Annotated in this window: 18 protein-coding genes; 5 read left to right on the plus strand and 13 right to left on the minus strand. The window is 58.8% G+C overall.

Annotation, left to right across the window (positions count from 1 at the left end; all coding sequences use genetic code 11):
* Nucleotides 1-7 precede the first annotated feature (7 nt).
* From BLT54_RS06045 to cobS, 3 genes are all read right to left on the minus strand, one after another.
* Nucleotides 8-370, minus strand: coding sequence for a hypothetical protein (locus BLT54_RS06045; protein ID WP_074642212.1), 363 nt, complete (start codon nt 368-370; stop codon nt 8-10).
* 246 nt (nt 371-616) lie between these two features.
* Nucleotides 617-1,285 (minus strand): metal-binding protein ZinT, encoded by a 669-nt coding sequence (locus BLT54_RS06050; protein ID WP_074642215.1) that lies wholly within the window; start codon nt 1,283-1,285, stop codon nt 617-619.
* Nucleotides 1,286-1,470: 185 nt separating this feature from the next.
* Nucleotides 1,471-2,439 carry a cobaltochelatase subunit CobS gene (gene cobS, locus BLT54_RS06055; RefSeq protein WP_074642218.1) on the minus strand — a complete coding sequence of 323 codons (969 nt, stop codon included), beginning with the start codon at nt 2,437-2,439 and terminating at the stop codon, nt 1,471-1,473.
* Nucleotides 2,440-2,730: 291 nt separating this feature from the next.
* On the opposite strand from cobS, the gene BLT54_RS06060 reads away from it, so the two are divergent.
* Together BLT54_RS06060 and BLT54_RS06065 are read left to right on the plus strand one after the other, a co-directional pair.
* The gene (locus BLT54_RS06060; protein ID WP_176832833.1) at nt 2,731-3,291 is read left to right on the plus strand and encodes a fasciclin domain-containing protein; all 561 of its coding nucleotides are present in this window, start codon (nt 2,731-2,733) and stop codon (nt 3,289-3,291) included.
* Between the two features lie 145 nt (nt 3,292-3,436).
* Nucleotides 3,437-4,414, plus strand: coding sequence for a DUF808 domain-containing protein (locus BLT54_RS06065; protein ID WP_074642222.1), 978 nt, complete (start codon nt 3,437-3,439; stop codon nt 4,412-4,414).
* Nucleotides 4,415-4,505: 91 nt separating this feature from the next.
* Here BLT54_RS06065 and BLT54_RS06070 read toward each other — a convergent pair whose 3' ends face one another.
* Entirely contained in the window at nt 4,506-5,141 is a 636-nt protein-coding gene (locus BLT54_RS06070; RefSeq protein WP_009570722.1) for a J domain-containing protein, read from the minus strand.
* Between the two features lie 89 nt (nt 5,142-5,230).
* Here BLT54_RS06070 and BLT54_RS06075 point away from each other — a divergent pair, with 89 nt between their 5' ends.
* Complete coding sequence (locus BLT54_RS06075) at nt 5,231-5,488, plus strand: BolA family protein (RefSeq protein ID WP_074642532.1); 258 nt, start codon at nt 5,231-5,233, stop codon at nt 5,486-5,488.
* A gap of 8 nt (nt 5,489-5,496) precedes the next feature.
* Here BLT54_RS06075 and BLT54_RS06080 read toward each other — a convergent pair whose 3' ends face one another.
* The 4 genes from BLT54_RS06080 to BLT54_RS06095 form a co-directional block, all read right to left on the minus strand.
* Nucleotides 5,497-5,922 (minus strand): DUF4177 domain-containing protein, encoded by a 426-nt coding sequence (locus BLT54_RS06080; protein ID WP_074642224.1) that lies wholly within the window; start codon nt 5,920-5,922, stop codon nt 5,497-5,499.
* A gap of 144 nt (nt 5,923-6,066) precedes the next feature.
* A complete protein-coding gene (locus BLT54_RS06085; protein WP_074642226.1) occupies nt 6,067-6,342 on the minus strand; it encodes a hypothetical protein in 276 nt (91 codons plus the stop codon).
* 108 nt (nt 6,343-6,450) lie between these two features.
* Entirely contained in the window at nt 6,451-7,965 is a 1,515-nt protein-coding gene (gene gatB / locus BLT54_RS06090; protein ID WP_074642228.1) for an Asp-tRNA(Asn)/Glu-tRNA(Gln) amidotransferase subunit GatB, read from the minus strand.
* A gap of 64 nt (nt 7,966-8,029) precedes the next feature.
* A complete protein-coding gene (locus BLT54_RS06095; RefSeq protein WP_074642230.1) occupies nt 8,030-9,169 on the minus strand; it encodes a Hint domain-containing protein in 1,140 nt (379 codons plus the stop codon).
* 247 nt (nt 9,170-9,416) lie between these two features.
* Between BLT54_RS06095 and BLT54_RS06100 the strand changes: the two genes are divergently transcribed.
* A complete protein-coding gene (locus tag BLT54_RS06100) occupies nt 9,417-10,550 on the plus strand; it encodes an aminotransferase class V-fold PLP-dependent enzyme (RefSeq protein ID WP_074642231.1) in 1,134 nt (377 codons plus the stop codon).
* A 106-nt stretch (nt 10,551-10,656) separates the two neighbouring features.
* On the opposite strand, the gene BLT54_RS06105 is transcribed toward BLT54_RS06100, so the two are convergent.
* From BLT54_RS06105 to BLT54_RS06115, 3 genes are all read right to left on the minus strand, one after another.
* Nucleotides 10,657-11,886 (minus strand): FAD-dependent monooxygenase, encoded by a 1,230-nt coding sequence (locus BLT54_RS06105; protein ID WP_074642232.1) that lies wholly within the window; start codon nt 11,884-11,886, stop codon nt 10,657-10,659.
* A 122-nt stretch (nt 11,887-12,008) separates the two neighbouring features.
* Nucleotides 12,009-12,224, minus strand: coding sequence for a hypothetical protein (locus tag BLT54_RS06110; protein ID WP_074642234.1), 216 nt, complete (start codon nt 12,222-12,224; stop codon nt 12,009-12,011).
* Between the two features lie 194 nt (nt 12,225-12,418).
* Entirely contained in the window at nt 12,419-13,072 is a 654-nt protein-coding gene (locus BLT54_RS06115) for a pyrimidine 5'-nucleotidase (protein ID WP_074642235.1), read from the minus strand.
* Between the two features lie 181 nt (nt 13,073-13,253).
* Here BLT54_RS06115 and BLT54_RS06120 point away from each other — a divergent pair, with 181 nt between their 5' ends.
* Nucleotides 13,254-13,898 carry a GntR family transcriptional regulator gene (locus BLT54_RS06120; RefSeq protein WP_074642237.1) on the plus strand — a complete coding sequence of 215 codons (645 nt, stop codon included), beginning with the start codon at nt 13,254-13,256 and terminating at the stop codon, nt 13,896-13,898.
* A gap of 3 nt (nt 13,899-13,901) precedes the next feature.
* Here BLT54_RS06120 and BLT54_RS06125 read toward each other — a convergent pair whose 3' ends face one another.
* Both BLT54_RS06125 and carA read right to left on the minus strand, forming a co-directional pair.
* Entirely contained in the window at nt 13,902-16,460 is a 2,559-nt protein-coding gene (locus BLT54_RS06125; protein WP_074642239.1) for a glycosyltransferase family 2 protein, read from the minus strand.
* Nucleotides 16,461-16,631: 171 nt separating this feature from the next.
* Nucleotides 16,632-17,795 (minus strand): glutamine-hydrolyzing carbamoyl-phosphate synthase small subunit, encoded by a 1,164-nt coding sequence (gene carA / locus BLT54_RS06130; RefSeq protein ID WP_074642240.1) that lies wholly within the window; start codon nt 17,793-17,795, stop codon nt 16,632-16,634.
* Nucleotides 17,796-17,895: the final 100 nt, after the last annotated feature.

Here is a 17,895-nt window from a genome sequence, read left to right on the forward strand (position 1 = left end):
TCTTGGATCATGCGCCCAAAAGCATGGCGCGGCAGTGACGGATGCTGTCTTGGGCAAGTTGACTGGCGCGGTCGGCCTCACCTTGGTCAAAGGAAAACCGCGACAGCGCCAAAAGTTCGCTTTGCGCCACATGACCGGCCAAGCGCAATTCTTCGTAGGCCTCGGCTTCTTCGGGGGCGATCACAGCGGCCAAAAGTTCCTGCATGGCGTGTTTGAGCTCATTGAGGCTTTGGTCTTCGCGGTGCTGCGCCTCGGCGGACAGACGTCCGGCACAATAGGCGAAATCACGAGCAAGCGGGGAGGCGGCGGCGGGCAGGGCCTGAAGCGGGGTCGCAGCACAGAGGCTGAGCGCGCTCAAAAGGGCGCTCATGATGGCAAGGGATGTCCGGGCTTGCCTGTGGATAACTCTGTGGACTCTCTGTGTCATAGCCTCACTTTGTCGTAAAACCGTTACAATAACGTAAGCGCGACAAGCGAGTCGTGACAAGCCATTTTTGTCTATCGGACGTATATACGTTTGAGGACGTGATCTGGTTTGTATCAAGGCCGGTCTCTGAAAGCCCACACCACGATGCGCGCGATGTGGGCCAGAGGGCCTTATGTCATGGGCCTGTCATTAGTGCGCGAGCATTTCATGGACGATCGCGTCGCCATCCATTGAGGCCGGGTAATATGTCGGCCAGTTGGTCACTTCTGTGAGGAGGGCCGCACGGTCATTGCCCCAATAGAGGTGGTAGTGATCGGCGCTCGCGGGAGAAATCCGGTGATCGCTAAACTGAATATACGCTGGGGCTGCCGCATCCCCGTCAGCTTTCTCAAAGATGTAGCGCACGCCCCGGTTGCCCTTGGCATAGGTGAGGACTTCGTAGCCATCGCTTTCATACTGGGCCGAAAGGGTTTTCCCATCACGGACAAAGCGCACCGTGTTGCCGTCTATGTCGATCTGGTCCACATCGGTTTTGTACCCTGTGTCATAATAGCTGCGATAGGCGTCGGCGGTTTTGTCGCCCTGTTCGGCCTTGTGTTGCATCACAGGGTCAAGCGTTCCGTCCTGCAAGTAAGGGTAGACCGATTGCCATGCCCCGGCCCAATCGGACAGGGGGCGATCTTTGATTTGAGAGTCCTCAAAGTAGCCGTTGTAGATGTCTTGATCCACGTCATGGGTGTGGGCGTGTTCCGGGCTTGCATCGTGGGATTTGGCATCATGTGCCATCGTTTGTGTGGCGAAGATCAACAGAGTGGCAGTGGCCAGTGCGGTGATCGTATTCGAACTCATGCGGTGCATTCGTGGGACTCTCTTTCTTTGTGTCGTTAAGGTCGAATTGGAATCGTTACGTTATAACGTAACAATCTTGTGTAGGCGAGATATCGACACAGGACAAGAGACCCACACAAGGCATCCCATACAGACAAAAGAAAACGGACCCCAAAAGGGGCCCGTTTCAGTCTCATGTTTTAAAAGACGCGCTATCAGCTTGCGACAGAGGCCGCAGATTCCGGTAGCTCTTCGTCAAAACAGCGCTGATAGAATTCCGCCACGGTCTGACGTTCCAACTCATCGCATTTGTTGAGGAAGGTCAGGCGGAACGCATAGCCGATGTTGCGGAAAATCTCGGCGTTTTGCGCCCAGGTGATCACGGTCCGGGGGCTCATCACGGTCGAGAGGTCGCCATTCATAAAGGCGGTCCGGGTCAGATCGGCCACGGTCACCATTTGCGAAATGTCGCGGCGGCCTTTTTCGGTGTTGTAATGCGGGCATTTGGCCAAAACGATATTCGCCTCGGCGTCATGGCTGAGATAGTTCAACGTCGCCACCAAAGACCAGCGGTCCATCTGCGCTTGGTTGATCTGTTGCGTGCCGTGATACAGCCCGGTGGTGTCGCCAAGGCCAACCGTGTTGGCAGTGGCAAACAGGCGGAAGGACGGGTGCGGGGTGATCACCTCGTTTTGGTCCATCAACGTCAATTTACCATCGGCTTCCAACACCCGTTGGATCACAAACATCACATCCGCACGGCCCGCGTCATATTCGTCAAACACGATGGCGCAGGGGTTGCGCAGAGCCCAGGGCAGGATGCCCTCTTGGAATTCGGTCACCTGTTTGCCGTCGCGCAGTTTGATCGCGTCTTTGCCGATCAAATCAATGCGCGAGATGTGGCTGTCAAGGTTGACACGCACAGAGGGCCAGTTCAGGCGGGCGGCGACTTGTTCGATATGGGTCGATTTGCCGGTGCCGTGGTAGCCCTGAATCATCACGCGGCGGTTGTGGGCAAAGCCCGCAAGAATGGCCAGTGTCGTGTCCGGGTCAAATTTATAGGTCGGGTCTTCGTCCGGCACCCGGTCGATGCGCTCGGCAAAGCCTTTTACGGTCATGTCAGTATCAATGCCAAAGACATCGCGTACAGAAATGGTTTCGGTCGGTTTTGCGTTCGCGTCCATGGTTTGGCCCGTTTTCTTTGGTGTTCACTTAAACTGTTCCGCCGCAAACCGGTATCGCAGGATTTTGGCAAAACGCTTTAGGTGACTTCGTGCCCTATCGGCGCGTCAGGTGCAAGGGGCGAGGCGTCGCGGGGGCGTGAGCCAGCGCACAGAATGCCGCGTGGCGCAAAAAAGCACCTCACGCCTGCGTGACTGAACGTGAAAGGCGCGTGGTGATCCATGCGGTGATCCGCCCCGTACCCCTTACAACCTCGACACTGGGTCGGGGCGTGTTCTTAAGGGAGACTTATGATGAAACGCACAATTTTTGCCGTTGCCACGGCCGCTCTTCTCGCCACCACCGCCTATGCGGACAACCACAGCATGAAAAACCCGATGGTGGGCGGGGCTGAGATGTTCCCCGAGAAAAACATCGTGGAAAACGCGGTAAACTCCGCCGATCACACCACTCTGGTCGCAGCTGTTCAGGCCGCTGGTCTCGTGGATGTGCTCGCGGGCGAAGGTCCGTTCACCGTTTTCGCCCCGACCAATGACGCCTTTGCCGCTCTGCCCGAGGGCACGGTCGAAACGCTTTTGAAGCCTGAAAACAAAGACCAGTTGACGAAAATTCTGACCTGCCATGTGGTGGCCGCTGATGTGATGTCCGAAGCCCTTGTGGGCATGATCGAAGAGGACGGTGGCGTGCATGATGTGCCGACCGTGGGGGGGTGTACGCTTAAAGCCATGGTCAAAGACGGTATGGTGATGATCGAAGACGAACAGGGCAACGCCGCCACGGTGACCATTGCTGATGTCGACCAATCCAATGGCGTCATCCATGTGATCGACAAGGTGCTTTTGCCGGCGATGTAAGCCAGCCCAAGAGATTCTCATCCCTTTGGGGATCATGCGGGTGGGGCGTCCTTTGGGGCGCCCCGCTTTTTTTAGACGGGGTTTGCCTGTGCGTGGATTCATGACTACATAGCCTCAAATGTAAGATGAAAACGGGGACACGAGCATGAGCGGCCTTTTGGCATTATTGGACGACGTGGCGGGCATCGCCAAAGTGGCGGCGGCCTCGGTCGATGACGTGGCGGGCCAAGCGGCGAAAGCCTCCGCCAAGGCGGCGGGCGCGGTGATTGATGATGCCGCCGTGACGCCGAAATACGTCCATGGCTTCGCCGCCGCGCGCGAATTGCCGATCGTGGGCAAAATCGCCCTCGGTTCAATCCGAAACAAATTGCTGATCCTTTTGCCTCTGGCCTTGCTTTTGTCGGCCTTCGCACCGTGGATGGTCACGCCTTTGTTGATGATCGGCGGGTCGTATTTGTGTTTTGAGGGGGCGGAAAAGGTCTATCACCTGTTCAAACCCCACGCGCCGCATGCCGATGGCCAACCTGCCGAGCAAGGCGATCCGGCCCATCTCGAAGCCACCAAAGTGGCGGGCGCGGTCAAGACCGATTTCATCCTCTCCGCCGAGATCATGACCATCATTTTGGCCGCCCTTGATCCCAGCACCGGCATCGTCTTTCGCGCCTTCACCTTGGCGCTTGCGGGGGTGATCATCACCGTGGTGGTGTATGGCAGCGTTGCTTTGATCGTCAAAGCCGATGATGTGGGCCTGTGGTTGGCGCGGGTCGGGCGGCTTTCCATGACGCGGGCTTTGGGGCGTGGGATCGTGAAATTCATGCCGATCCTGATGACCCTTTTGATGATTGTGGGCACGGCCGCGATGATTTGGGTCGGCGGTTCCATCGTGATCCATGGCCTGTCCGAATTGGGCCAACCGCATCCCTATGAGGACATCCACCACATCGCCGAACTGGCCGCCCATGCCTTTGAGGGGGCGTCCGGCTTTATCGCTTGGTTCGTGACCGCGTTTTTCGATGGCATCCTTGGGCTGATCTTTGGCCTGATCCTGATCCCCATCGTGGCCCGGATCATCAACCCTTTGATCCGTTTGGTGACGGGCAAAAAAGCGGGCGTGGCGCATTAAAGCGTCACGCCTTACGCCATCAAAAAAGCCGCCCCATATGAGGCGGCTTTTTCTATTTTGAGGCTGTTTTGACCCGGTCTGAACCCAGAGTTTACTTAAACCAACGGCTCTCTTTGAGCTGATCCCAGGCCCAGACGACCTGTTGCAATTGCTCTTCTTGCGAGCGATCACCGCCGTTCACGTCCGGGTGCAGCACTTTGATCAAAGCGCGATATTGTTTCTTGATCTCGGCCTTGGTCCAATGATCCTTGGCCTCCAAAATATCAATTGCCTGCCGCTCCACCGGCGGCAGTTTGCGCGTCGAGGCCGCCGGGTCAGATTTGCCGGGGTTCTGTGTCGCGTTTTCGCCCAGCACCTCATGGGCGTCATCAATGCCAAGACGTTCCCACGCCCTCTGTTCGACCGATTTTTTGCCAAACGGCTTGGTCGGACGTTCGCCGGTTTGGGACGCTTTGATTTGCTCGTCCATTTCTTCCGGTGTGGCGTTGGTGAAAAAATTCCATTTCAAATTGTATTCGCGCACGTGGTCCTTACAAAACCATTTATACTCGTCCAGATGATCAGGCGAACGGGGCGCGCGATATTGGCCCGCTTCCTGACATCCGTCATGTTCGCAGACCCGTTTAGAGGTCTCAAATGCCCCCGACATGCCGCGTCTGCCACCACGTTTGTTCTTTTTTGATGACGTGACTGACATATCAAAACCGAAGGGATCGTTTTTATCCATGTGCCTCAACCTTTTCGACTCGGACGCAGGACTTTAGATGAAGAATGCAAAATGGGAAAGGCCTTGGGGCCGAAAACTGGGAGAGAGAGATGACAATTGCCGATGAAATGCGCGTCAGGTTACAGGCGGCCTTTGCGCCAAAAACCTTAAAGATCGAAGATGATAGCGCCTCACACGCCGGACATGCCGGAAACCCCGGCGGGGCGGGGGAGACGCATTTTAATGTGATGATCCGCTCAGAGGCCTTCGCCGGACAATCGCGGGTGGCGCGTCACCGGATGGTGCACAAAGCGCTTGGCGATTTGGTGCCGCGCATTCATGCGCTGGCGCTGGATCTGGATGTGTGAGCGCGGGATTATGATTCGCGGTCTTCGGCGATCTCGTCGGCCACGTCGGGCGAAAGGCGGCGCGCATTGGCACCCGCGCCTTTTTCGGCATGGGCCGGAAAGGGCACAGAGGGCGGCGGCGTGTTGCGGTCCGCGACCGGGGATTTGCGCGTCTGCACGGCGGTCTGTTCCGTCGTCGATTCCGTCGCCAATACAGTGGCACCGCGTTCCCGGCGAAACACCAAAACCGTGTGATAGGTGATCGCCTTTGAGGTCAGCCCGGAGCGCTCTTCCATCGGCAAAAGATCGGCGCGGATATATTCCCAGCCCTCAGCCCCTTTGTCATTGAGCACGCTTTGCATCGCCAGTGCGATCCGCGCCTCAGGGGTTTTCGCGCCTCGGGTTTTCTCGCCTTTGCGCGGGGCGGGCACGGTGAGGTACTCATAAAGGGGCATATGCGTCTCCTGTGGCGACCGCATTGGGCGGCACGTTTTGTTGGCACAGGTTTAGCGGATGGGCACCGGAGGTCAAGGCGCGCCAAAGGGGTGCTTCGCCCATACTCAGCCCATGTTCAAGCGGGGATCAGCCTGTTTTGGGCCTCACTCGGCGGCTTCTGGCCCGAAGGTGCCAAAGCTGGGCTTGTCCTGTTTGAACATGCCAAAATCGCTTTCGCGCCGAAACACCAAAACCGCCTGTTTGCCTGCCACCCCGGTGAGGGTGAATGCGTCGGAGCGCAGATAGGTCCAGCCCTCTTTCGCCATGGCATTGAGCCGCACGGTCACCGCATCGGCCAATCGCGCCTCGGGCGTTTGCGAGGCGGAGGTGGCTTCGCTTTCATGCGGGGCGGGGATGGCTTTGTACTCGTAATGGGACATGGTGGACTCCTTCCATGTGTCCCAGTGTAACCCTCTTATGTTAATGGCGGGTTGACGACAAAAGGCGCCCTCGCGGGACGCCTTTCTCATGTCTCAATCGCGGGGCGTTTAAAGCCCGAGTTTGGCCTTTACCAACGCATCCACCGCGCCGGGATTGGCCTTGCCGCCCGTGGCTTTCATCACTTGGCCCACAAACCACCCAGCAAGTTTCGGGTTTTGTTGGGCTTTTTCGACCTGGCCGGGGTTGGCGGCGATCACGTCATCGACCGCTTTTTCAATCGCGCCAGTGTCTGTGACCTGTTTCATGCCACGCGCCTCGACGATCTCGGCCGGGTCGCCGCCCTCGGTATAGACGATCTCGAACAGGTCCTTGGCGATCTTGCCGGAGATGTCGCCGGATTTGATCAGCTTGACGATGCCACCCAGTTGCGCGGGGGAAACGGGTGAGGTTTCGATGTCTTTGTCGTCTTTTTTGAGACGACCAAAGAGTTCGTTGATCACCCAGTTCGCGGCCAGTTTGCCGTCGGTGCCCGCCGCCACACCTTCGAAATAGCTGGCATTGGCGGTGTCCGCGGTCAACACGTTTGCGTCATATTCGGAAAGGCCGAACTCTTTGACAAAGCGGGCTTTTTTCTCGTCGGGCAGCTCGGGCAAGGTTTTCGCAATGTCATCGACCCAGCCCTGTTCGATTTCCAAAGGCAAAAGATCAGGGCAGGGGAAATAGCGGTAGTCATGCGCCTCTTCTTTGGAGCGCATCGAGCGGGTCTCGTTCTTGTCGGCATCATAGAGACGGGTCTCTTGATCGACCGTGCCGCCATCTTCCAAAATCGCGATTTGACGCCGCGCCTCGTAATCAATCGCCATCTGAATGAACCGGGTCGAGTTCATGTTCTTGATCTCACACCGCGTGCCGAGATGGGAGAAATCCTGGGTCGCTTGGTATTTTTCATACTGGCCCGGACGACAGACGGAGACGTTCACATCGGCGCGCAGGTTGCCGTTTTGCATGTTGCCATCGCAGGTGCCCAGATAACGCAGGATTTGGCGCAGTTTGAGCACATAGGCGGCGGCTTCTTCGGGCCCGCGAATGTCAGGACGTGACACGATTTCCATCAAGGCCACGCCGGTGCGGTTCAGGTCGACGAAGGACATGTTCGGGTCCATGTCGTGGATGGATTTGCCGGCGTCTTGTTCCAAATGGATGCGCTCGATGCGCACCAAACGCGCCACACCGGGTTCCATGTCGACCAAAACTTCGCCTTCGCCGACGATCGGGTGATACAGCTGCGAAATCTGGTAGCCCTGCGGCAGATCCGGGTAGAAATAGTTTTTGCGGTCAAAGGCGGAGAACAGGTTGATCTCGGCCTTCAGGCCCAACCCCGTACGCACCGCCTGTTCGACACAGAATTCGTTGATCACGGGCAACATGCCGGGCATGGCCGCGTCCACGAAAGAGACGTTCGAATTCGGCTCATTGCCGAATTTCGTCGAAGCGCCTGAGAACAATTTGGATTTGGAGGCGACCTGAGCGTGGATTTCCATCCCGATCACCAGTTCCCAGTCGTCTTTTGCCCCCGAAATGACTTTCGGCTTTGGCGTGGTGAATTCGAGATGATCGAGCATGTCGCGGCTCCCTGCGTATCCTGTTGTCCTGCGTTCTAAACGCAGCCGCAGTCAGGGGCAAGTGTCAGCTCGCGTGTCTAAGCGCCTGCGCCTCCCAGGCTTTCAATTCATAGCGCGACAGTTCCGTCTGCTGCGGCCCGTGTTCGAAGTCGGGAAATAGCGTCAAAATCTCGGCCCGTGCCTCTGGGTCCACCGCCCCCAAGGCCTCTTGGCCGGGGTAGAGGCTTTCGGTTGGGCAGCCCTCGGCAAAAATGATTTGATGGCTGTCAAACAGCATGTGGAAATAGTCCACCGTGCCGCCGGACACGCGGCGGATCGTGTCATCATTGACCAAATGTTTCGCCGCGACCAAGACATCGCGCTCGCCAAACAGCATTTCGGCCTGCGGGCCACGGATCATCATCCGGTGGTTGGGCGAGACGGTGAGGTCGCGGAAATTGCCCAAAGCTCCGGCTTTGATGCGGATCGGGGCGAGTTTGCCCGTGGCCTCGACGCGGCGCGATCCGATCCAGCGGATCGGTTGCGGCCCATCATCGAGCGTATGCACAAGATCACCCTCGCTCAGGGTTTCGATGAATTTTGGCCCCTCGGGCGTGTCAATCAACGTGCCGCGGGTCAAACAAATCGCCGCCGCGATTTCATTTTCGGCAAAGAGGTTGTTGTCGACGGTAAAGACCCCGTCTCCGACCTCGCTGCCCGAAATGTTGCCATTCTCGTTATAGTCGATGCTGGTTTCATGCGAGAGCCAGACCGGGTAGGCTTCGGATAAATCCACACCGGGGGCCAGGAACAGGTAATCCAGATCCGGCGCGCCGGGGTCTGAGCTGACAAAGCCATCGGCGGGGAAATGCAGATAGGCATCGCCCATGTTGTGTACGGTCGTGGAGACATCGCCGCTGCCTGTGTTGTGCCCCCAGCCCCATCCGCCGTCCTTTTCCAGCTCATAGGTGTATTTGGGGACGCCATTCACATAGTCGGCGGCATTGTCATAGACCTCGATCCCCATGATCTGGGTCTGGTTGTCAAACGTTCCGTCATGGTTGACCTTTTGCACGGTGAAAACGATCACGTCATCATCGTCAAAAACGCTGTCGCCGCCGGTGATATAGGCCCCGTCATTGGCGTTTCCCCAAGGGTCTTGGGAATAGCCAATCGGATTGTTGATGAGGGAGGACCCCATCACAATAAGATTCTCTGTTGGCATGACTGCTCTGCCTGTCTGGTTTGGGCCGTGACCCGGATCTGCCTCAATGCGCCGATGCGGTTTGAACCGCTTGTGTTTTCGCCCGTCCGGTGCTCTTTTTGGCCCGATCCGTGGCGTGACGCTTGGGCAAGTGTTGTTAACCTTAGGGCACTTGTCCAGACGTTTGTGCGCCCACCCCCCGAACGGACCGACAAATGTGTCGCTTTGGCACCGTTTGATATGATTGATATGACTTTAAGGAGGCTTCATGCCCGCATTGCGCTCTGATATCGACCCCGATGGGTTGATGGAATTTTCCGTGGTCTTCACCGATCGCTCGCTCAACCACATGTCGAAAGCCTTTCAAAAGGTGATGACCGACATCCACGCCACCCTGTGCGAGGTCTATCATGCCGACACCGCCGTGGTCGTTCCCGGCGGCGGCACCTATGCGATGGAGGCGGTGGCGCGCCAAATCGCCGGCGGTGAGGACGTTATGGTCATCCGCAACGGCTTTTTTTCCTTTCGCTGGAGCCAGATTTTTGAGGCGGGCGCGATCCCCAAATCGCAGACCGTGCTCAAAGCCCGGCGCACCGGCAACGAAATCACCGCACCTTTCGCCCCGGCGCCGCTGGAAGAGGCCGTGGCCGAAATTCACGCGCTCAAACCCGCGGCCGTCTTTGCGCCGCATGTGGAAACTGCCTCTGGCATGATTTTGCCGGACGGCTATATCCGCGCGCTGTCTGACGCGGTGCACGAAGAAGGCGGTTTGATGGTGCTCGACTGCATCGCGTCAGGCTGTGCCTGGGTCGATATGAAAGCAACGGGTGTCGATGTGTTGATCTCCGCGCCGCAAAAGGGCTGGTCAGCGCAACCCTCCGCCGGGTTGGTGATGCTGTCTGAGCGGGCCACCTCCGTGGTGAAATCCCGCCAATCGTCGTCTTTTGCGATTGATCTGGGCAAATGGTTGACCATCATGGAGGCCTATTTGGCGGGTGGTCACGCCTATCACGCGACGATGCCGACCGATGCGCTGCGCGCCTTTCGCGATGCGATGCTGGAGACCAAAGATTACGGGTTTGCCAAACTCTCCGAGGCGCAATGGGAACAAGGCCGCCGGGTGCGCGCCCTGTTGAAAGCGCGCGGGTTTCAATCGGTGGCCGCCGAGGGCGTCGAGGCGCCCGGCGTGGTGGTCTGTTACACGGATGATGCCGAGATCCAATCGGGCCGGGCATTCGCGGCATTGGGCATGCAAATCGCCGCTGGCGTGCCGCTGCAATGCGATGAGGGGCCGGAGTATAAATCCTTCCGGCTGGGGCTGTTTGGTCTGGATAAACTGTACGATGTGGACGCGTCCGTCGCGCGTCTTGAGGCGGCATTGGATGCGGTTTTGGCAAAATAAGCCTTTGGTATCACATCAAAAACGGCGCGTCCTTGGTGTGGGCGCGCCGTTTGAGTATTTGGGTCACGGTAAAAGCACGGTAAAAGCACGGTAAAGGGGCGCGGGGTTAAATTGGCCCAAGCCCCGCCTTCATGATCCCCTGACGCAGCGGTTTGACATCATGCACGGCTTTCAGCCCCAACAGGCGCAGCGCTTGCAAGATGTCGCTTTCTGAGCGGGTGACGCGGTTGAACACATCGACCACTTTGGCCCGTGCGGTGATGTCGCGGTGCCGGGTTTTGGCATAGGCGTCCAACATGACCTGCCCGCCCACATCCGTGCGATGGGCCTCCGCGAGGGCCAAAAGTTCGGCCAGGTCATTGAGCGACGTGTTCAGCCCCTGCGCCCCGATCGGTGGCAGAACATGTGCGGCCTCGGCAATCACCGCAACGCGTTCACCCGACAGACGTTCGGCCACTTGGGTGATGATCGGAAAGATCGCGCGCCCGGAGGCCAGGGTCAGTTGGCCAAACAGCCCGGCCGAGCGGGTGGTCATCACCGCGTTGAACGCCTCAGGCTCCATGGTCAAAAGCTCGGTCGCATAGGGGCCTTTGTTCATCCAGACAATCGCAGAGGCGGGTTTGCCGTCGATGTCCGCCAAGGGCACCATGGTGAAGGGGCCGCCTTCGCGGTAAATTTCGGTCGAGACATTGTGATGCGGCACTTCGTGCGTGGCGGTGAAGGCCAGAGATTTTTGACCGTAGCGCGTGGTTTTGACGCCAATCCCCGCCGCCTCGCGCACGGGGGAGTTGCGACCATCGGCAGCGATGACCAATTTGGCGCGCAGCTGTGCGCCATCGGTGAGGGTGACGATCGCCTCATTGGTGCGGGTGAGCATGGATTTAAACCCGGTGCCATAGCGCATGTCGACATTGGGGATGTTGGGCAGGGCTTTCAGAAGCTCGCGGCGGATCACCCAGTTGAGAAAATTCCAGCCAAAGGGCTCATCGCCGGTTTCGCGGCCTTCGAACTGGCGCTCGGCGCGGATGTCGGACGGTTGCCCTAACGTGTCGACGATGCGCAGCGCCTCAAGCGGCGTGGCATGGGGGGCGAGCGCGTCCCAAATCCCAATACGGGCAAAGAGATCGCGCGCGGGGCGCAAGAATGCGGTGGAGCGCAGATCGGATCGGTCCTCTGTGCCGCTGGTGATCGGCGGGGTTGGGTCGATCATCAGGGTTTTGAACCCGGAAGCGCCAAAGGCCGCCGCCGCGATCATCCCGGCGATGCCGCCGCCTGAGACCAAAACATCCACGGTTTCGCGCGGTGGAAGCGAGGGGGATTGGTTCGGCATGATCATCTCCTTTGCGCCCGCTCTGTGGGCATAGCCAAGAGATAGGCGCAAAGGCGGGGATTGTCCAAGGGACAGGCTGTCTCAGGGGAATCTCATGCGCCGTGCAGGGGGGTGATTCATTTCGCCGCTTATTTGCCAGTGGTGAGCAAGATCAACACAACATAGATCACCGGAACCGTCGCCAGCGCGGTCACGCCAAGCACCCATGGGCCGATGGCGAACATGCCATAGACAATGGCCGCAATCACGACGAGCACGAAGAGCAAAAACAAGACGACGCCGCGGGTCGTGGCCACGCCGTCTTCGTGAGAGGAGGAAGAATGGTCAAGATTGGTGTCAGACATGTGCGATCTCCGGGGTGCGCGCTGTGTTCAGCTGCGTTTTGAGTGAACCTGTCAGATAGGGCGCAGCGCAGATCAGGTCACGGTGGCGGGATGCCGCGCGGCATATGGGCGCAGGTATGGGTGATCAGGTATGGGTGATCAGGCACGGGTGAGCAGGTTGGGCGGTCACGTGAGTCTTGGCGTCAGACTGAATCTCAGCCGGTCAGCGCACGCAAAAAGGCCGAGAGGTTGTCGGTGTGGTGATGGATATGCGGCGCGGGCGGATCGAGCGGCGCGGGGGCGACATAGACCGTCTTCATCCCCAGATCATGCGGGACTTTGAGGTTGCGCGGATCGTCTTCGAACATCGCGGCGGTTTCAGGCGTGACCCCGTCGAGGGTGAGCACGGTGTCAAAGGCGACGGCCAAGGGTTTGGGATGAAATTTGGCGTGTTCAATGCCGTAGACGGCGTTGAAAATCCCGGTCAACCCGCGCGCCTCCAACACCCGCTCGGCATAGGGGGCGGAGCCGTTGGTGTAAACGATTTTGCGTCCGGGCAGGGCGGTGATCGCCGCTTTGAGCTCGGCATCAAGCTGCAGGCCGGAAAAGTCGATGTCATGGACATAGGTGAGATAGGGCAGCGGGTCGGTGCCATGTTGGGCCATCATCCCCGAGAGGGTGGTGCCATAGTCACGCCAATACGCGCTGCGCAAGGCATTGGCCGCCTCTAAACTCACGCCCAATTCGCGCGCCACCCAATCGGCCATTTTGACCTCGATCTGGGCAAAAAGCGCGGCCTCTGGCGGATAAAGCGTATTGTCGAGGTCAAAGACCCATGTGTTCACGTGAAAGAATTGATCAGCTACCATGACATCGTGTTAGGCAATGAGCGATAGCAACGCAAGGCGAGACGTGGTCTTGAACGCGCCTGGCGGTCGGCGGATATTTCGGCGTGTGTTCGGATATTGGCCGACCTGCGGCGATGTTAGCGCTTGATCGTCAGGGGCAGGGCTGTCTATGGTCTCCCCCTGTTGACCTGAGAGGCACATGATGAAAGATCCGCGCGCTGGGCAAAAGGACGCTTATGGGCTGATCCTCGAAGCCATCGACACCGGGGTGTATCGCCCCGGCGACCGGCTTGTTGAAAGTGAGCTGGCCGACCGCTTTGGTGTGTCGCGCACTCCGATCCGCGAGGCGTTACAGCGGCTGGAGACCCAATCCATGCTGACGCGCGATGGGCGCTCACTGATTGTGGCCTCATTGGATCACAATCAGATGGCGGATCTCTATGTGGTGCGCACCGAACTCGAAGGCCTTGCGGCCCGTCTTGCGGCGCGCCACGCGACCTCTGAGGAGGTGCGGGTGCTGCGCGATATGGTCGAAGAGGATCGTGGCCTGATCGGCAAACCCGACGCCATGTCGCGGGCCAATCGCCGGTTTCACAAACAAATCCACCTCGCCTCGCACAACCGCTATCTGGTGCAACAGCTTGATCTGGTGCATCGCTCCATGGCCTTGCTTGCCACCACGTCTTTGGCCGCCGAAGGCCGGGGCGAGGAGGCAATCAAGGAACATGATCAGATCGTTTCCGCGATTGAAGCCCGCGATGGTGACGCCGCGCATAAGGCGCTGTCTGAACATATTTCCAAGGCTTTTGTGACCCGATTGAAAATCGACGCCGATAAGGTGCGCTAAACCTCACGCCTCCCCCGGTCCGCCGGACGTTCCGCTCAAACGGCGCGCCTCTTCGGGTGGCGCGGCAGGAAGAAACGCAGGCACCTCAACAAAGGCTGCCATATGCGCCCAATCTGGCGCGCCGGCTGAGTTGCCCGGAATGCGCGCGGCCGGGTCTTTGATCTGATGCGGCAAGGCTAGGACGGTTTCGGTGTGATCTGGACGCGCGTTTTTTGAATCTGGCTTCGGGTCTGGCTTTGAATCTGGCTTTGGTGCGGGGCGCAGACGTTCGGGGTCAAAGGCCACCGCAGCCGCCTCCAACGCGCGCCGCAGCGCGGGGGTGTTGGAGGTGTTTTCAAGATCAAGGCCAAAGGTCAAACGACGCCCCGGCTTGGGCACCGATCCGGTCGCATCGTGTTCAAGGCGCTCAAACACAAAGGCCCTAGGAGCCTCCCCAAAGGCCCGGACGCGCTCTGCGCCGATCTTATGGCTGTTTTGCATGGGTTTTGCGGCAGGATAAAGGATCAATGGGCTGGCGGGGTTTTGCGAGGTGGGGCCTTCTGACACGCTTGCAGCGGTGCGTTGCGCCGGGCCAAGCACCAAGGGGGCGGGGGGCATTGGGGACACCGGGCTGAGGGCCGCGGCGGTCTCCGCCTCGTCTTCGTGAAAGCCCAGATCATGCACCCCATGGGCGGTTTTGTCCCAATAATAGGGCTTGGTCACCATCTCCCACAGCCCCTTGAGCGCCGCCAAAGTGGCCAGCGGATAGTAGAAATGCAACGTCGGCACCCAGGGCCAGAGCCATTTGTGTTTCGAGGTCGAAGTCGCCACCATGCCTACAGCTACCGTCACCACTTCGGACAGGAGGAAAGTTGCGCCCAAAACGACCAAGACATCATGGGGTAAAATCCCGCGCAATGGATGCGGCAGGCCCAAGGGGAAGAGCCAAAACGACCACAAGAACGGCGCCAGCACAAATTGCGACAAGGCGCCCAGAAACAGCGCCTGAACCCCGAAAAACCGCCATGCGCCCAAGTCACGCCAGAGTTGTCGCGGGTTTTGCATGTGCATCGCATAGGTCATCGCATAGCCTTTGAGCCAGCGAGAGCGCTGTTTGACCCAAGGCCAGAGGCGGCAATTGGCCTCTTCCTCTGTCACCGTATGCAACAATTCGGTACGGTAACCATGACGCGCCAAACGAATGCCCAAATCGGCATCTTCAGTCACGTTATGCGCGTCCCATCCGCCCAGTTCCTCGATTGCCTCGCGTCGGAAAAACAAGGTGGTGCCGCCCAAAGGCACGGCCAGCCCCATACGCTCATAGCCCGGCAAAATCACCCGAAACCATGTCGCATATTCGACCGTGAAACAACGCGACAACCAATTGGTGCGGGCGTTGTAAAAGTCCAGAATGCCCTGAACACAGGCCACCTCTGGTCCGGTTTGAGCGAAATGGGCGACGACTTTGTGAATCTGTTCCGGCTCGGGCGCGTCCTCGGCGTCATAGATGCCAATGATCGAGCCACGACAGAAATCGAGGGCAAAATTCATCGCCCGTGGTTTGGTTTTGACACCGCCGCGTGGCACGATGATCTGCCGCATCCAACGCGGCAAATCCGTGCTGGCAATGGCCTCTTGGGTGACGGTGTCATCCTCTTCGACGACAAGGCAAATATCCAAAAGTTCGCGTGGATAGGTCAGCCGCGACACCCGTTTGATCAGCCGGGTCGCGACCTCGCGCTCTTTGAACAGGGGCAACATGATGGACACGGTTGGCAGGGCGGTTCTGGTGCGGCGACTGCTAAACGTGCTTTGCCGGGTGCGCGCGGTGCTGGCCTGTGCGAAAGCGGCGGCGATTTTGAGGCCGGTGGAGACGACGAGGGTCAAAACCGCCCATGAGGTCAACAGGATCGCGGCGCTTATCGGTGACAAAAGCGCCAGAATGAGCCCGAATACCGCCAAAGATGACATCATCCGCGTCAGTTTGCGGATGTCCATTTCGCGACAGCTTTCATGTGCCGCCACGCGGGTTTCGGCGCAGAGCGCAAGTTTGCGTTGGCGTGAACGCAACAGCGCCTCATGCATCGCGGTTTCCGAGGCCACGGCCATCCGCACCGGACCAAACAACGCGCTCAGTCGCGGACGCAGGTCTTCGAATTGTTCGGGGCGGCATGAGGCGATGATCACCGTTCCGCCGACCTGACGCCATGGCAAAAGCCCGCGGCGCAGACATTCATCCGCCCCAAGAATATCAATCAGGCGCACGTCTGGTGCGGTCTTGCCGAAATCGGCGACGGCGGCGTGATGTTGATGTGCCAAGGCCCGGTAGAGGGTGGCCTCATCGACCATGCCGTGGGCCAAAAGAATATCACCGATGCGCGCATCTTCGCGTTGGCGCATGGCGGCGGCGCGGACCAGATCGCCGGGATCGACCGCCCCCATATCGACAAGGATTTGTCCGATCGGCCTGCGTGTGGGTTTATGGGGACCATGGCGGGGCGCGTCAGGCCCCGGCACGGTCGCATTCTCTGGCGCCGTGTGGAGTTTTGTGTTTGAAAAAAGCGGATGTCTGACAAAGGACATCTAAATATTCATCCTGACGCAACTGTCCCAATGGCTCGGGTTTACCCCCAGACCTCTGTGGACAAGTTTGATCAGGCAAGGTTAATAAGGCGTTAACCAAGACTTTAAATGTGGGTGATAAACGCAAAAAGGCGGGAAAACCCCGCCTTTGCGTCACGTAATATGGATGGATCAGGCGTCCGCGCGCGCTGCCATTGCCGCCGCAAACCGTTCAAACAGATAGTAGCTGTCCATCGGGCCGGGGCTGGCTTCGGGGTGATATTGCACCGAAAAGATCGGCTTGTCCTCGACCGCGATGCCACAATTCGACCCATCAAACAGCGACACATGGGTTTCTTTCACGCCTTTGGGCAGGCTCTGCGCATCGACGGTAAAGCCATGGTTCATCGAGGTGATTTCAACCTTGCCCGTGTCGAGATCCTTCACCGGATGGTTGGCACCATGGTGGCCGTGGTTCATTTTGATCGTCTTGGCCCCCAAAGCGAGCGCCAACATTTGGTGGCCCAAACAGATGCCAAACACCGGAAGATCGGCGTCCAAAACGCCTTTGATCATCGGTACGGCATAGGTGCCCGTGGCCGCCGGATCGCCGGGACCATTGGACAGGAACACGCCGTCGGGCGCATGGGCCAAAACCTCCTCCGCGGTGGCGGAAGCGGGCAGAACGGTGACGTCACAGCCCGCCGAGGCCAAGCACCGCAGGATGTTGCGTTTTGCGCCGAAATCAATCGCCACGACCTTAAAGCCTTTACCTTCCCGTTTTGGAAAGCCATCCGGCCACGCCCACCGCATTTCGTCCCATTGATAGGACTGCGCGCAGGTGACGTCTTTGGCCAGATCAAGCCCGACCAGACCAGAAAAGGCGCGGGCCTGTTTGACCAGCGCTTCGATGTCGAAATTGCCCGCGGGATCGTGCGCAAAGGCGACATGCGGCGCGCCTTGTTGGCGGATGGCGCGGGTCAGACGGCGGGTGTCGATCCCGCCCATGCCGATGCGGCCGCGTTTTTCAAGCCAAGGGCCAAGTTCCTCTTGAGCGCGCCAGTTCGATGGCTCGGTCGGGTCCCATTTGACGATCATGCCTGCGGCAACCGGGTCGGCGGTTTCGTCATCCTCGGCGTTGACGCCGGTGTTGCCAATATGGGGGAAGGTGAAGGTGACGATCTGACCTGCGTAAGACGGGTCGGTCATGATCTCTTGGTAGCCCGTCATGGCGGTGTTGAAACACAGCTCTGCGGTGGTGGTTCCGGTCGCCCCGAACCCCTTACCGTAGAAGAGTGTGCCATCGGCCAAAGCCAGACACGCGGTTGGTTTCTCGGACGACTGAGCGGATGCCATGGCACGACTCTCCTGATGTGGGCAAAATTCACCGGAACCTAAGGAAAGGGGCAGGCGGCGTCAAGGTCGGGTGATGGATTTTCGCTCACTTTATGTAACG

It is taken from the genome of Celeribacter baekdonensis (genome assembly GCF_900102315.1).
Classification (GTDB): Bacteria; Pseudomonadota; Alphaproteobacteria; order Rhodobacterales; family Rhodobacteraceae; genus Celeribacter; species Celeribacter baekdonensis.